This is a genomic window from Constrictibacter sp. MBR-5, from assembly GCF_040549485.1.
GTDB lineage: Bacteria > Pseudomonadota > Alphaproteobacteria > JAJUGE01 > JAJUGE01 > Constrictibacter.
The window spans coordinates 156,807-169,740 of sequence record NZ_JBEPTK010000010.1; the positions used below are offsets into that span (position 1 = coordinate 156,807).

At 67.8% G+C, this 12,934-nt stretch carries 15 protein-coding genes; 9 read left to right on the top strand and 6 right to left on the bottom strand.

Going from position 1 to position 12,934, the window contains the following annotated elements; translation table 11 throughout:
- Nucleotides 1-65: 65 nt before the first annotated feature.
- Together cobS and ABIE65_RS19330 are read right to left on the bottom strand one after the other, a co-directional pair.
- Nucleotides 66-1,025 carry a cobaltochelatase subunit CobS gene (gene cobS / locus ABIE65_RS19325; protein ID WP_354080019.1) on the bottom strand — a complete coding sequence of 320 codons (960 nt, stop codon included), beginning with the start codon at nt 1,023-1,025 and terminating at the stop codon, nt 66-68.
- A gap of 76 nt (nt 1,026-1,101) precedes the next feature.
- On the bottom strand, nt 1,102-1,470 hold the full coding sequence (locus tag ABIE65_RS19330; protein ID WP_354080020.1) for a J domain-containing protein: 369 nt from the start codon (nt 1,468-1,470) through the stop codon (nt 1,102-1,104).
- A 400-nt stretch (nt 1,471-1,870) separates the two neighbouring features.
- Here ABIE65_RS19330 and ABIE65_RS19335 point away from each other — a divergent pair, with 400 nt between their 5' ends.
- On the top strand, nt 1,871-2,119 hold the full coding sequence (locus ABIE65_RS19335; protein WP_354080021.1) for a BolA family protein: 249 nt from the start codon (nt 1,871-1,873) through the stop codon (nt 2,117-2,119).
- 55 nt (nt 2,120-2,174) lie between these two features.
- Complete coding sequence (locus ABIE65_RS19340; RefSeq protein ID WP_354080022.1) at nt 2,175-2,378, top strand: ribbon-helix-helix domain-containing protein; 204 nt, start codon at nt 2,175-2,177, stop codon at nt 2,376-2,378.
- On the opposite strand, the gene ABIE65_RS19345 is transcribed toward ABIE65_RS19340, so the two are convergent.
- Nucleotides 2,339-2,920 (bottom strand): DUF2889 domain-containing protein, encoded by a 582-nt coding sequence (locus ABIE65_RS19345; RefSeq protein ID WP_354080023.1) that lies wholly within the window; start codon nt 2,918-2,920, stop codon nt 2,339-2,341. The two genes, ABIE65_RS19340 and ABIE65_RS19345, sit on opposite strands and share 40 nt — an antisense overlap.
- Nucleotides 2,921-3,058: 138 nt before the next feature.
- Here ABIE65_RS19345 and ABIE65_RS19350 point away from each other — a divergent pair, with 138 nt between their 5' ends.
- The 7 genes from ABIE65_RS19350 (at nt 3,059) to ABIE65_RS19380 (ending at nt 8,831) form a co-directional block, all read left to right on the top strand.
- On the top strand, nt 3,059-3,532 hold the full coding sequence (locus tag ABIE65_RS19350) for a methylated-DNA--[protein]-cysteine S-methyltransferase (RefSeq protein ID WP_354080024.1): 474 nt from the start codon (nt 3,059-3,061) through the stop codon (nt 3,530-3,532).
- 60 nt (nt 3,533-3,592) lie between these two features.
- The gene (locus tag ABIE65_RS19355) at nt 3,593-4,543 is read left to right on the top strand and encodes an LLM class F420-dependent oxidoreductase (protein WP_354080025.1); all 951 of its coding nucleotides are present in this window, start codon (nt 3,593-3,595) and stop codon (nt 4,541-4,543) included.
- Between the two features lie 99 nt (nt 4,544-4,642).
- The gene (locus ABIE65_RS19360; RefSeq protein WP_354080027.1) at nt 4,643-5,374 is read left to right on the top strand and encodes a phosphatidylserine decarboxylase; all 732 of its coding nucleotides are present in this window, start codon (nt 4,643-4,645) and stop codon (nt 5,372-5,374) included.
- Entirely contained in the window at nt 5,371-6,174 is an 804-nt protein-coding gene (locus tag ABIE65_RS19365; protein ID WP_354080028.1) for a CDP-alcohol phosphatidyltransferase family protein, read from the top strand. The genes ABIE65_RS19360 and ABIE65_RS19365 overlap by 4 nt, the downstream gene beginning before the upstream one ends.
- A gap of 46 nt (nt 6,175-6,220) precedes the next feature.
- Nucleotides 6,221-6,970 (top strand): SIR2 family NAD-dependent protein deacylase, encoded by a 750-nt coding sequence (locus ABIE65_RS19370; RefSeq protein ID WP_354080029.1) that lies wholly within the window; start codon nt 6,221-6,223, stop codon nt 6,968-6,970.
- A 405-nt stretch (nt 6,971-7,375) separates the two neighbouring features.
- On the top strand, nt 7,376-7,948 hold the full coding sequence (locus ABIE65_RS19375; protein WP_354080030.1) for a cold-shock protein: 573 nt from the start codon (nt 7,376-7,378) through the stop codon (nt 7,946-7,948).
- 16 nt (nt 7,949-7,964) lie between these two features.
- Nucleotides 7,965-8,831, top strand: a complete 867-nt coding sequence (locus ABIE65_RS19380) for an isocitrate lyase/PEP mutase family protein (protein WP_354080031.1) — start codon at nt 7,965-7,967, stop codon at nt 8,829-8,831.
- A gap of 45 nt (nt 8,832-8,876) precedes the next feature.
- Here ABIE65_RS19380 and mdoH read toward each other — a convergent pair whose 3' ends face one another.
- From mdoH to ABIE65_RS19395, 3 genes are all read right to left on the bottom strand, one after another.
- Nucleotides 8,877-10,934, bottom strand: a complete 2,058-nt coding sequence (gene mdoH / locus ABIE65_RS19385; protein WP_354080032.1) for a glucans biosynthesis glucosyltransferase MdoH — start codon at nt 10,932-10,934, stop codon at nt 8,877-8,879.
- Nucleotides 10,935-10,971: 37 nt separating this feature from the next.
- A complete protein-coding gene (locus tag ABIE65_RS19390) occupies nt 10,972-11,220 on the bottom strand; it encodes a hypothetical protein (protein WP_354080034.1) in 249 nt (82 codons plus the stop codon).
- Nucleotides 11,221-11,295: 75 nt separating this feature from the next.
- Nucleotides 11,296-12,840 carry an OpgD/OpgG family glucan biosynthesis protein gene (locus ABIE65_RS19395; RefSeq protein WP_354080035.1) on the bottom strand — a complete coding sequence of 515 codons (1,545 nt, stop codon included), beginning with the start codon at nt 12,838-12,840 and terminating at the stop codon, nt 11,296-11,298.
- Between the last annotated feature and the right edge of the window lie 94 nt (nt 12,841-12,934).

Here is a 12,934-nt window from a genome sequence, read left to right on the forward strand (position 1 = left end):
GCCTCTCAATTCACCGTCGCGCGACACCCCGGCGCATCCCGCGCCGCTCCCGATCGTCCGGCCGCTCAGTGCGGCCGGCTGCCGCGGAGCACGGAGTCGGGCAGTTCCTGGTTGAAGCACCGCTGGTAGTATTCGGCGACGATCGGCCGCTCCGCCTCGTCGCACTTGTTGAGGAAGGTGAGGCGGAACGCCAGCCCCAGGTCGCCGAAGATGCGCGCGTTTTCGGCCCAGGTGATCACCGTACGCGGCGACATCACGGTGGAGATGTCGCCGTTGATGAAGCCGCGGCGCGTCATGTCGGCGAGGCTGATCATCTGGCCGATCGTCTTGCGGCCCTTCTCGTCCCGCATCGACGGTGTCTTCGACAGGATGATCTTCGCCTCTTCGTCGTGCGGCAGGTAGTTCAGCGTCGCCACGATGTTCCAGCGGTCCATCTGGCCCTGGTTGATCTGCTGCGTGCCGTGATAGAGGCCGGTCGTGTCGCCCAGGCCGACCGTGTTCGCCGTGGCGAACAGGCGGAAGGCCGGATGCGGCCGGATCACACGGTTCTGGTCGAGCAGGGTCAGCTTGCCCTCGACCTCCAGGATGCGCTGGATGACGAACATCACGTCGGGACGGCCGGCGTCGTACTCGTCGAACACCAGCGCCGTCGGGTGCTGCAGCGCCCAGGGCAGCATGCCCTCGCGGAACTCCGTGATCTGCACGCCGTCGCGCACGACGATGGCGTCACGGCCGACGAGGTCGATGCGGCTGATGTGGCTGTCGAGATTGACCCGAATGCAGGGCCAGTTCAGGCGCGAGGCGACCTGCTCCACGTGGGTCGACTTGCCGGTGCCGTGATAGCCCTGGATCATGACGCGACGGTTGTAGGCGAACCCCGCCAGGATCGCGAGCGTGGTGTCCGGGTCGAAGTGGTACGCCTCGTCGCGGTCGGGAACGTATTCGGAGGTCTCCGAGAAGGCGGGGACCTCCATATCGGTATCGATGCCGAAGGTCTCGCGGACCGAGAGCTTGGTGTCAGGCATGCCGGCAGGGATCTTGGCGCCGTTTCCGGAGGCTTGCGGAGCAGTCATCAATGGGTTCCAGCTTCTGGGCAAATGGTCAGGGCGAAAGGCTCTTGCGCAAAGTCGCGTATGCCTCGTTGATCTGCTTGAGCTTGTCCTCGGACACGGCGCAGCCACCGGTGCGGTCGGGGTGGAGCTTCTTCGCCAGCTCCTTGTAGTGCACCTTGATGGCGGCCAGAGTCACGGGGCCGTCGAACTCCAGCACGTCGAGGGCGCGCGCCTCGGGACTGCCCCGCGGCCAGAGAGGCTCGGTGGGGCTGGTCTGCCGGCGCCTGCGGCGGCCGAACAGCTCGAAGGGATCCTCCGGTTCGGGATCGGGCTCGACGCGCCGCCCGGCGAACGGCCAGGTCGGCCTGTCCCACACCGTGTCGCGCCGCACGCGCTTCTCAATCTGTTCCTGGGACATGCCCGAGCACCAGTTCCAGGACGCATTGTACGCGCGCGCGTGTTCGCGGCAGAACCAGAAGAATTCTTCCGGATTCTCACGCGTCCGCGGCGCCCGGTTGGTCGCCGGCTCGGAACAGCCGTCATGATCGCAACGGCGGGCCCCACTCTGCCGGGCGACGAAGGGCGGCAGGTCGGTATGCCGTCTCGCCTGATCCACGTGATGAAGTATGGTCGCTCGCCAGCGGCCTTGCAAGCTGACCCACGGGGCCACGACGTACGCGTCGACCGACCGCGACGCAGACCACACCTGTGTAACCCGGGTTGTATCGACACACGCAGAATACGGCAGTAGTATCGACAGTAGGGGCTTACTCGAAATGTCCGTAGCGACGACGATCAGGCGAAAACTGGAGAACGCGTTGTCCCCGGTCGCCGTGGAGGTCCACGACGATTCGCACAAGCATGCCGGCCACGCGGGCGCGCGGCCGGGAGGGGAGACTCATTTCAGGGTTCACGTGGTCGCCGCCGCGTTCGACGGCGCGACGCGCGTCGAACGACAGCGGCGCATCTACGGAATTCTGGCGGACGAGATGGCCGGCCCGGTGCACGCGCTGCAGATCCGGGCCGAAACGCCGGAGGAAGCCTCGAGAGCGCAGGAACGAGGCTGATCGGGGGCGGCGGGGGGCGATGCCTGAACAGGGGCAGGAATCACGAAACATCGTGGTGAACGGACAGCGCACGAGCATGCGGCTGGAAGTGGAGTTCTGGCAGGCGTTGGACGTGATCTGCGAGCGCCAGGGGATGACCGTGAACCAGATCTGCACGCTGGTGGGCCGGAAACGCGGAACGGCGTCGCTGACCGCAGCCGTGCGGGTCTACGTCATCACCTATTTCCGCGACGCGGCGGTCGAACAGCCGAGCGCCTGATCGGCGCGCAGCTTGGCGACGACCTCGCGGTCGGAGGCATAGGCGTAACAGGAATCGACCGGCGGCCCGGCGAAGCGACCGGCGGCGGGCCGACCCGCGAGTTGCGCCTCACGCTCGCGCCATGGATAGATCGTCTGAAACGCCACCGTAGCCATCGGGCGGATCAGTTCGAACAGATGGGTACAGGCCTCGCGGCCGCCATAGACCTTGCCAACCTCGCGCATCCAGCCGGGGCGGATTCGCAGGCCGGCGAGCTGCGAGAAGCCTGCGGCCGCGGCCGGACAGATCCTGTAGGGCGTCGCGCGCGACTCCGCCTCCGCCGCATGGATCAGCAGCCTGTCGTCCAGGGTCAGGCGCGCCACCATGTCGTGCACCTGCCCGCCGGCCTCCACCGTTCCTCGCAGCTCACTCTCGAAGGGATAGGTCTTCGTGTCCTCGATCCAGGCGTCGACGTCCCAGAGGCCATCCTCGCGGAGGTAGCCGCGGCATTCGATCCGCCGGGTATGGATGTGCCGGCGCGGAGCGGACGGAGAGAGAGGCATCGGGGATCCTGGCTGAAGGCTGGCGACGCGGCGGGAGGTGCGGAATTATCTACGTGCTGACAGCGCGATCGCAAAGGCCGTGCCGGTAATGACAGCCATGCGCGGTACGATGCGGACACTGCCGGGAAGGAGGCCGACATGTCGGACAGATGCTTCGCGGAGATACGGATCGAGACACGCACCGGCCCGGTGGCCGTGCGCGCCACCGCAGACGCCGTCGTCGGCATCGGCTGGGTGGGGTCGGCCGACGGCGCCCGGGACGAGACGCCACTGCTGGCGGAGGCGCGGCGGCAGATCCTCGATTATTTCGCAGGGCGGCTGCGCCGCTTCGACCTGCCGCTGGCGCCCGCCGGGACCGACTTTCAACAAGCGGTCTGGGCGGCGATGTGCGCCATTCCCTATGGCGCGGTGCGCACCTATGGGGACATCGCCTGCGAACTGGACGGGACGGCCCGGGCCGTCGGCACCGCGTGCGGGCGCAACCCCATTCCCATCGTGATACCGTGCCATCGCGTCGTCGGCGGCAACGGACGGCTCACCGGCTTCTCTGGCGGCGACGGCGTCGAGACGAAACGGGCGCTGCTCCAGCTCGAAGGCGCGATGCTGATCTGATCCGATCGCGCCGCCGACGGGGCGGGAGCGGCCGCATAGAACAAGACGGGGAGACAGCGCATGCACTTCGGCTTCAGCCTTCCGACCCGGGGCCCGCTCGCGACCCCGGAAGACGTCTCGGCGATCGCCCGGGCCGGCGAACGCCTGGGCTTCGGACACTGCACCGTCAACGACCAGATCGTCCTGCCGCGGCAGGTCGACTCGCGCTACCCCTACAGCGAGACCGGCGAATGGCCCGGCGGCAGCGTTGGCGACTGGCTCGACCCGCTCGGCCTCCTCTGCTTCGTTGCTGGCGCGACGGAGCGGGTGAAGCTGCTGACGTCGATCATCGTCATCCCGTATCGCCCGGCCCTGCTCCAGGCGAAGCTGCTGACGACGGTGGACGTGCTGTCGAAGGGCCGCCTGCTCATCGGTTGCGGCGTCGGCTGGATGAAGGAGGAGTTCGAGGCGCTGGGCGTGCCGTTCGCCGCGCGCGGCCGCATGGCCGACGAATATCTGACGGCGTTCAAGGAGCTGTGGCGCGCCGACGATCCGTCGTTCGACGGGGAATTCGTGCGCTTCTCGGGAATCGCCTTCGCGCCGAAGCCGGTGCAGAAGCCGCATCCGCCCTTCTGGATCGGCGGCGAGAGCCCGGCGGCACTGCGGCGCACGGCACGCCTGGGCGACGCCTGGTACCCGATCGGCAGCAATCCCCGCCACCCCCTGGACACGATCGAGCGCTATCGCGCCGGCGTCGCCGACCTGCACCGGGCGGCGGTGGCGGCAGGCCGCGACCCCGCCGGAATCGGCCTCGCCTACAGCGCCAACTGGTTCAGCGATCCCACGGCCGCGCAGACCGACGATGGCGGGCGCCGGCTGCTGACCGGGCCGACCGCCGCCCTACAGGACGATGTGGCGAAACTCGCCGAGGCGGGGGTGAGCGACCTCGTCCTCAACTTCAACAGCCCCACCCGCGCGGAAACCATCGACCGGATGACGGCATTCATGCGCGAGGTGGCGGGCCGGCCCTAGCATCCGGCCGTCGCCCCTTGCGGCAGCGGCGCCTTGCGCCCGCGGCGCGGCAGCTCAATCTCTTGCGTGTGACTTTACTCTTGATCGGAGGCCGGCGGATTGCGGCTCGGAACGCCTGAACGGCTCGAACTCGACTATTTCAAGGTCAACCGCGAGGGGTGGCGCTTCATCGCGATCTTCGCGGTCGTCACCCTCCTCCTCTTCTGGCTCTGGGAGCCGCTGGGCTGGCTCGGCGTGCTCGCCACGGTCTGGTGCGTCTTCTTCTTCCGCGATCCCGACCGTGTGACCCCGATCCGCGACGGCATCGTCGTCGCCCCGGCGGACGGCATCGTCGTGCAGGTGACGGACGCGCCGCCGCCGCCGGAACTGGACATGGGCGATGCGCCGCTGCCGCGGATCAGCATCTTCCTGAACGTGTTCGACGTGCACGTGAACCGGATGCCCTGCGACGGCCGCATCGTGCGCACGCATTACCGACCCGGAAAGTTCGTCAATGCGGCTCTCGACAAGGCGAGCGTCGACAACGAGCGCATGGCCCTACGCGTCGAACCCGACTTCCAGAAACCCGACTTTCAGACCGGCCAGGGCGATATGGCGGTGGTGCAGATCGCCGGCCTCGTCGCCCGGCGCATCATCCTCTGGTCCAACCAGGGTGACCAGCTCCTGGCCGGCCAGCGCTTCGGCATGATCCGCTTCGGCAGCCGGACCGACCTCTATCTGCCGCCCGGAACGTCGCCGCTGGTCATACCGGGCCAGCGCATGATCGGCGGCGAGACGGTCGTCGCGGACCTGGCATCGTCCGAGGCGCCGCGGGCCGGGGTCAGCAGATGAGGCGGGGTCGCGTCCGCACGCGGCGGCTGCGCACGCAGTCGCTCGCGCGCCTCATGCCGAACCTGATCACGGTGCTGGCGCTGTGCGCCGGCCTCACCGGCATCCAGTTCGCGCTGCTCGGTCACTGGCGCAACGCGGTTCTGGCGATCATCGTCTCCGCCATCCTCGACGCCTCGGACGGACGGCTGGCGCGGCTGCTGAACAGCAGCTCTCGCTTCGGAGCCGAGCTCGACTCGCTGTCAGACGTGATCAGTTTCGGCGTGGCGCCGGCCGTGATCCTCTACGTCTGGACGATGAACACCGCGGGGACGCTCGGCTGGGCACTGGTGCTGCTCTACTGCGTGTGTGTCGCCCTGCGGCTCGCGCGCTTCAATACGGCACTGGACGATCCGGCGCCCCTGCCCTTCGCCCACCGCTTCTTCACCGGCGTCCCGGCGCCGGCCGGAGCGGGGCTCGTCCTGCTGCCGATGGTGCTCAGCTTCCAGGAAGAGATCGGCGCCGACTTCCTCCAGCACTGGCTGCCGAACGGCATCGTGCTGGTGACGGTCGCCTTCCTGCTGGTCAGCCGGGTGCCCACCTTCTCGTTCAAGCGGGTGCGCGTGCCGCCGCGGGCGGTCCTGCCGGTGCTGCTGCTCGGCGCGCTGACGGCGGCCTTCCTGGTTGGCGTGCCCTGGGCGACGCTGACCGTCATCGGCCTCGTCTACGCCGCGAGCATTCCGTTCAGCATGCTCGCACACCGCAAGGCGGTCGCCGCCCATCTCGGCGGCGGACCTGCAGCCTCCTCCGGCGAGGCGCATTGAGCCGGCGACACCATCATACGCCCCACGGTGGCGGAAGGAGGATCGCATGACGCCGGTGGACCAACTCCGCGAACTCATCCGAAGCGCCCGGCGCGCCGTCGTCTTCACCGGTGCCGGCATCAGCACCGAGTCGGGCATTCCCGACTTCCGCAGCCCCGGCGGGATCTGGACCCGGTTCAAGCCGATCGACTATCAGGACTTCGTCTCTTCGGTGGAGGCGCGCCGGGAGACCTGGCGGCGGAAGATCGAAACCGACAAGTCGATGACCGTGGCGGAACCCAACCGCGGCCACCTCGCCGTCGCGGCCCTGGTCCGGCGCGGCGTCGTGAGCCACGTCATCACCCAGAACATCGACGGACTGCACCAGCGCTCCGGCATTCCGGCCGAGCAGGTGATCGAACTGCACGGCAACGCCACCTATGCAAAATGCCTGGAATGCGGGCAGCGGCACGAGATCGGGCCGATCAAGGCCGCCTTCGCCAGCGACGAAACCCTGCCGATCTGCGACGCCTGCGAAAGCGACCTCGTGAAGACCGCCACCATCTCGTTCGGCCAGGCCATGCCGGAAGCCGAGATGCGGCGCGCCGAGGCCGCCACCCTGGAGTGCGACCTGTTCATCGCCGTGGGATCGTCGCTGGTGGTCTATCCGGCGGCCGGCTTCCCCGTGGTCGCCAAGCGGAACGGTGCGAAGCTCGCGATCGTCAACAGGGAGGCCACCGACCTGGACGACATGGCGGACCTGGTGGTGAACGCGGAGATCGGTCCGACGCTCGGCGGCGCGGTCGGCCTCAATTGATATCTCCAGAGTTCTTCGGCGTAATGCCGCACTGGACTTCGGCCGCACAACTGCGGCACACTGTGTATAACCTCGCCGGTGCGTGGAAAAGGTGCCTTCCGGGATTGCCGATTGCCGGACGCATCGTGGCAAGGTATCTGCATCGTCGATCGTCGGCCGATACCGCCAAGGGCGGTCAAGCGGGCGGTGACGTTCTCAGGTGAGACGAATGGTCCGGGTTTACGAGATCGAGTTTGGCGCCGGGCTTTTTCAGGCTGTTATCATGGACGACGGAAAGAAATGAACTGGTCTCGCGATACCGATGGCCGGCGCCGCCGGCGCACCCGTGAGAGTTGGGACGATGCCCCCCCCGACATGGGTTTTCCTCCCCGCGCGATGGGCCGGGAGCCGACATCAACCCCGCCGATGCGGCCGCGGACCGGCGGTGGAGGTGGCGATTCGATCGCCGTCGACCAGGCCGGCGTCAGCGCCACGGTGAAGTGGTTCAACGCTCAGAAGGGCTTCGGTTTCGTCACCCTGGCCGCCGGCGGGCCCGATGCGTTCCTGCACGTGTCGGCATTGCAGCGCGCCGGCCTGTCGGAAGTGCCCGAAGGCACGACGCTCATCTGTGACATCGGCCGCGGCCAGCGTGGCCCGCAGGTCGTCGCCGTCCAGGAAGTCGACACCTCGACCGCAGTGGTCTCCGATCGTCCGCCGCGGCGCGACTTCGGCGCCGGCCCCAGCGGCGGTGGCTATGGCGGCGGCTACGGCGGCGATGCCGACGTCCCGACCGGCCCGCTCGAGGGAACGGTGAAGTGGTTCAACTCCGAGAAGGGGTTCGGCTTCATCACACCCGACGGCGGCGGCAAGGACGTCTTCGTGCACATCAAGGCCGTGCAGCGCGCGGGCCTCGATACGCTCGAAGCGGGCGACCGTGTCAGCGTGACCACCCAGGCGGGCCGCAAGGGCCCCGAGGTCGCCTCCATCACGGTCATCTGAGCGGAAGACCTCTCGGATGCACTGGGCTCGTCAGCGCGAACGGTACCGCGCCGTCCTCGCGGGAACGGAATGCGTGCATCCGGGATCGGTCTTCGACCCGATCTCGGCCCGCATCGCCGAGGATCTCGGCTTCGAGGTCGGCATGTTCGCCGGTTCCGTCGCCTCGATGACCGTCCTCGGCGCGCCGGACCTTATCGTGCTGACGCTCTCGGAGTTCGCGGCCCAGGCACACCGCATCTGCCGGGCCGGTTCCCTGCCGCTGATGGTCGATGCCGACCACGGCTACGGCAACGCGCTCAACGTCATGCGGACCGTTCAGGAACTCGAGACGGCGGGCGCCGCCGCGCTGACGATCGAGGACACCGACCTGCCGCAGCCATTCGGCGAGGTTGGGAAAACGCGCCTCCTGCCGATCGAAGAGGGGGTCGGCAAGATGCGCGCCGCCCTCGCCGGCCGCCAGGACAAATCCCTGACGATCATCGGCCGGACGAGCGCCCCCGGCGTGACCGGGCTGGACGACACGATCGCCAGGGCCAAGGCCTATGAGGCCGCCGGCGTCGACGCTCTCTTCTTCGTCGGCGTGCGAACCCGCGCGGAACTCGAAGCGATCCATGCCGAGGTCAAACTACCGCTGATGCTGGGAACGGCGTCGGGCGACCTGCGTGACCGCGCGTGGCTCGGCAGGACCGGCGCGCGAATCTGCCTGTTGGGCCACCAGCCGTTCATGGCGGCGATCAAGACGGTGCACGATACGCTGAAGGCGATCCGCGACGGCGCCTGTCCCGACACCCTGCCCGGCGTGGCGCCGAAAGACCTGCTCGACCGCGTTACCCGCGACGCCGACTACAGGCGCTGGATGGGCGAGTATCTGGGCGGCGGCTGAACGCCGCCCTTCAATTCATGACGGTATGATCGCCACGGCCCCGGCTCAGGCTGCCGGGTCGAGGCTCGCTGCCGGCTTCATCTTCGCAACTGCCTCGGCCCAGCTGCGATGCAGCTGCTCAAAGGCGCCGGCATTCTGAAGGATCGTCACGCGCTCCTGTCCGGTCAGCGCCCCCGGCCCTTCGGTCCGGAGCTTGGACTCGATCGCTTCGAGCGCCGTCGGATCCACGTCGGCTTCTTCGCCATAGGCCCGTACCAGACCGGCGTGGATCGAAGCCATCCGTTCGTCCGCGATGGCGCGCGGGAAGTCCATCGGCTCCTGCGACTGCTTCTCCCGCTGGCGCAGGATGTGCTCGAGCCGTGCGAGGACCGGCGACGGGGCGCCCTCTTCCTCGGCGAGAAGGAACCCGGCGCGGCGCAGCGCCAGACCGATCCTCGTGCTGCTCGAAAGCAGCGTGAGCGGAATCGAGAGGACGAGGCCCAGAACGATGGGGAGCGTCCACCAGAACACGTCGGGCGCCAGAACATAGACACCGACGCCGGCGACGACGCCGATCAGCGTATGCAGCCAGTGGGCCTGGATCGCCTCCCCCAGCGCCGTGCCGCCGACGCCGCGCCGCTGCGTTCCCCATCCGACACTGCCGCCGATGAGGACCGACAGGACGAAACTGGCGTGGAACATCATCATCACCGGCGCGATCAGCGCGGAGTAGATGCTCTCGATCAGCACGCTGAGCGTCACGCGGATGGCGCCGCCCTGGGCGCGCCGCCGGTGCGGGTCGATCAGGACCAGGATGAGCCCGAGAATCTTCGGCACGAAGAGGACGCAGAGCGTGAGGGTCAGCAACGCGACCGCCTCGTGCTCGACGGACACGGGCCATATGGGCTGGGACGAGTCGCCCTGGAAGTAGACGGGCTCGGTCAGGCTCCGACGAACGATCTCGTAGCCGCCGACCAGCAGGAAGCTCATCCACGCGAGCGAGGACGCGTAAGCCATGACGCCGGTGCCGAAATAGTAGCGGCTCGACGGATGCATGAAACGCGCAAACAGCAGGCGGAAGTGCTGCAGGTTACCCTGGCACCAGCGCCGGTCGCGCTTCGCGAAGTCGATGATCGTCGGCGGCGTCTCTTCCCAGCTGCCGCCGAGGTCGTCGGCCATCCGCAGTTCCCAGCCGGCGCGACGCATCAGGGCCGCCTCGACGAAGTCGTGGCTGAGGATCTCGCCGCCGAGTGGCGCGCGGCCTGGCAGGTGCGGCAGGTCGCAATTCTCGACGAAGGCGCGCACGCGGATGATCGCGTTGTGGCCCCAGAAATTGCCGTCGCCGCGTGCCAGCCAGGAAAGGCCGGCCGAGCAGAGCGGGCCATAGACGCTGCAGGCGAACTCCTGGAGACGCGCGAAGAGAGTCTCGCCGCGCGTCGGCTGCGGCGGCACCTGGATCAGGCCCACGCCGGGCGCATCGTTCATGCGGCGGACCAGTTCGACGAGCGTCTCGCCGGACATGATGCTGTCCGCGTCGAAGACGATCATATACTCGTAGTTGCCGCCCCAGCGCTCTAGGAAGTCCTTGATGTTGCCGCTCTTGCGGCCGACGTTGCGCAGTCGCCTGCGGTAGAACAGCCGGGCGCGGGGGGAATCGACCGCCCGCAAGGCCGCCCACTCCGCCTCCTCACGCAGCCACAGATCGCCGTCGCGGGTATCGCTGAGGACGAAAATGTCGAACTCGTCGCCGTGGCCGGTCGCGTCGATCGACTCGAGCATGGCGCGGATGCCGGAGAAGACGCGTACCGCGTCCTCGTTGTAGACGGGAATGGTGATGGCGGTGCGGGCAGACGATGTGCTTCGCCGCTGCCGCCGCACATGCAGCGGCTCCGCCGCCCGTTGATCGCCGAACCTTTCGCGCAGCCGGCGCGAGGCCACGACGCAGAAGCCGGCGATCGCGAGCCAGAGGCCGTGCACCAGCCACAATGTCAGAACAGCGTGCAACAGGATCATGCCGGCGTCGAGCCAGTCGAGCCCGTCCGCCGTCACGATGTGGCCGAACGCCACGATGAAAGCCGCCGCCGTCCCGACGGTCAGAAGGGCGAGGAGGTCGCGATGCGACATGGGCCCTTTACCTCCGAATGGGTTGCTGCGGGTCGCCTCAGCCCAGCGCTCCCTCCGGGGCCGCCTCGTCGGCGATCCCGGTCGTCTTCGGCCGCTCGAGCCGCCAATATTCGAAGCGCTGCTGGGGCATCCGCATCGGCTGCACCTGCGGCAAGGCCGTCGCGCTCAGCCATGCCGTCCATGCGCGATGATCGTCCGGCGACGGCGCCAGCTTTCCGCGAACGCCCGGAATATCCATCGCGTCGTCCCAGGACCCCTGCTGATCTTCCGCGACCTTAGTCACCATTCGTCCCTCTCAACGGCGATTGCGACTCTGCCAACTTACCCGCCCGGAAACGGTTCCCGCTCCTGCGACACACCGTCACGGCGCTGGCCACTGATAGCTCCACGTCTCGCTCAGCACGTCGTCCGAGCCCAAGCGCAGAAAGGCCCGCAGGTCAGTCGGACGGGCATCCTCCGGTATGAAATCGAAGAACGCGCGCCAACCGCCCGTGACCATGTTTTTCTGGACCGTATGCGTGAGGATCTGGCCCCGACCAGCAGAAACTACAAGCTCAACTGCTTCGTTCGCCTTAAGATCGGTGAGCCGCCCGCCGGTGAAGTCGAGGATGAACCGTCGCCCGGAGATCCCCCCCGGAGACGGCGAGGTTCGGGTGGCGGCGACGCGTCCGCTGGGCGGGTAATTGGCGAGACGCCTGGCAAATAGCATCCGATATTCGAGGTTCAGCGCCGCCCCGGCCCGCGCCGGCTCGGCGGGCACCCAGAAGGCGACGATGTTGTCGTACTTCTCCAGTTCCGTCGGAATCTCGATCAGTTCGACCCGGCCCGGCCCCCAGTCGCCGACCGGCGCGATCCAGCAGGATGGGCGCTGGTGATACAGCGCCTCCAAGTCCTCGTAGTTGCGGAAATCGCGGTCGCGCTGAAGCAGGCCGAAACCGCGCAGCGCCTCGGTCTGGTAGGCGCTGACGCGCAGCTTCTTCGGATTGCCGAGCGGCCGCCAGATCCACTCGCCAGTGGCGTTGTGCATCAGCAGGCCGTCGGAATCGTGCACCTCCGGCCGGAAGTCGTCGAACTTCCGAACATTCTCCTCGCCGAACAGGAACATGCTGGTGAGCGGTGCCAGGCCCAGCTTCGCGATGTCCTGGCGCAGGAGCAGGCGCGCCTTGACCTTTACCTCCGTCGGATCGCCCGGCGAGACCTCGAACTCGTAGGCACCGACCGCGCTGCGGCTGTCGAGCAGGCCGAAGATGCGGATCAATTTCGCGTCGGGTGCCGGTTTCTGGACCCAGAACTCGCGGAAGACCGGGAACTCCTCGCCGGAGGGCAGTGCCGTGTCGATGGCGAGCCCGCGGGCGGAGAGCCCGTAGATCTGCCCCTTGCCGATCGCCCGGAAGTAGCTCGACCCGAGGAAGGAGATCACCTCGTCATAGTAGGACGGCGTGTTCATCGGTGCATGGACGCGCATGCCGGCGTAGCCGAGATCCGCCGGGAGGATGCCCAGATCGTTCTTGCCGTAGTTGAAGAGCTCCGGCTGAAAAGCGACGCGCCGCGCCATCCCGTCTTCGACGATGTTGATGGCCACGGGAGTCTTATACATGAAGCCGAGATGGAAGAGCTGCAGCTGGAACGGGAGGTTCTGGTCGCGCCACAGCGCCCGGTCGTTCCGGAAGCGGATGTCCCTGAAGCGGTCGTAGTCCAGATCGGCGAGTGCCTTCGGGAGGCTCTCCCCAGGCCGCTGGTAGTCGGCCGCCGCCATCGTCTCGACGCGGCGCACGAGCGTGTCCCAGTCGAACGGGACCGGAGCCGGCTCCGCTGCCGCAGAGGACATGATGCCGGGCACGAGATGAAGAATCGCCGGGGCGGCGACGCCCACCAGCATACGCGCGGCGAATTGCCTGCGGGTCACCATCTCCAAACGGTTTCCTTTTGTTACCGGCACTGCTCAGCAACGACCGTAGTCGCCCGAGGGTTTCGATTTTCCCGCCGATCGGCCGAGGGCG

Coding starts and splice junctions, on each gene's coding strand:
- cobS (WP_354080019.1), bottom strand. CDS start 1,025: ATGCCTGACACCAAGCTCTCGGTCCGCGAGACCTTCGGCATCGATACC.
- ABIE65_RS19330 (WP_354080020.1), bottom strand. CDS start 1,470: ATGTCCCAGGAACAGATTGAGAAGCGCGTGCGGCGCGACACGGTGTGG.
- ABIE65_RS19345 (WP_354080023.1), bottom strand. CDS start 2,920: ATGCCTCTCTCTCCGTCCGCTCCGCGCCGGCACATCCATACCCGGCGG.
- ABIE65_RS19350 (WP_354080024.1), top strand. CDS start 3,059: ATGTCGGACAGATGCTTCGCGGAGATACGGATCGAGACACGCACCGGC.
- ABIE65_RS19355 (WP_354080025.1), top strand. CDS start 3,593: ATGCACTTCGGCTTCAGCCTTCCGACCCGGGGCCCGCTCGCGACCCCG.
- ABIE65_RS19365 (WP_354080028.1), top strand. CDS start 5,371: ATGAGGCGGGGTCGCGTCCGCACGCGGCGGCTGCGCACGCAGTCGCTC.
- ABIE65_RS19370 (WP_354080029.1), top strand. CDS start 6,221: ATGACGCCGGTGGACCAACTCCGCGAACTCATCCGAAGCGCCCGGCGC.
- ABIE65_RS19375 (WP_354080030.1), top strand. CDS start 7,376: ATGCGGCCGCGGACCGGCGGTGGAGGTGGCGATTCGATCGCCGTCGAC.
- ABIE65_RS19380 (WP_354080031.1), top strand. CDS start 7,965: ATGCACTGGGCTCGTCAGCGCGAACGGTACCGCGCCGTCCTCGCGGGA.
- mdoH (WP_354080032.1), bottom strand. CDS start 10,934: ATGTCGCATCGCGACCTCCTCGCCCTTCTGACCGTCGGGACGGCGGCG.
- ABIE65_RS19390 (WP_354080034.1), bottom strand. CDS start 11,220: ATGGTGACTAAGGTCGCGGAAGATCAGCAGGGGTCCTGGGACGACGCG.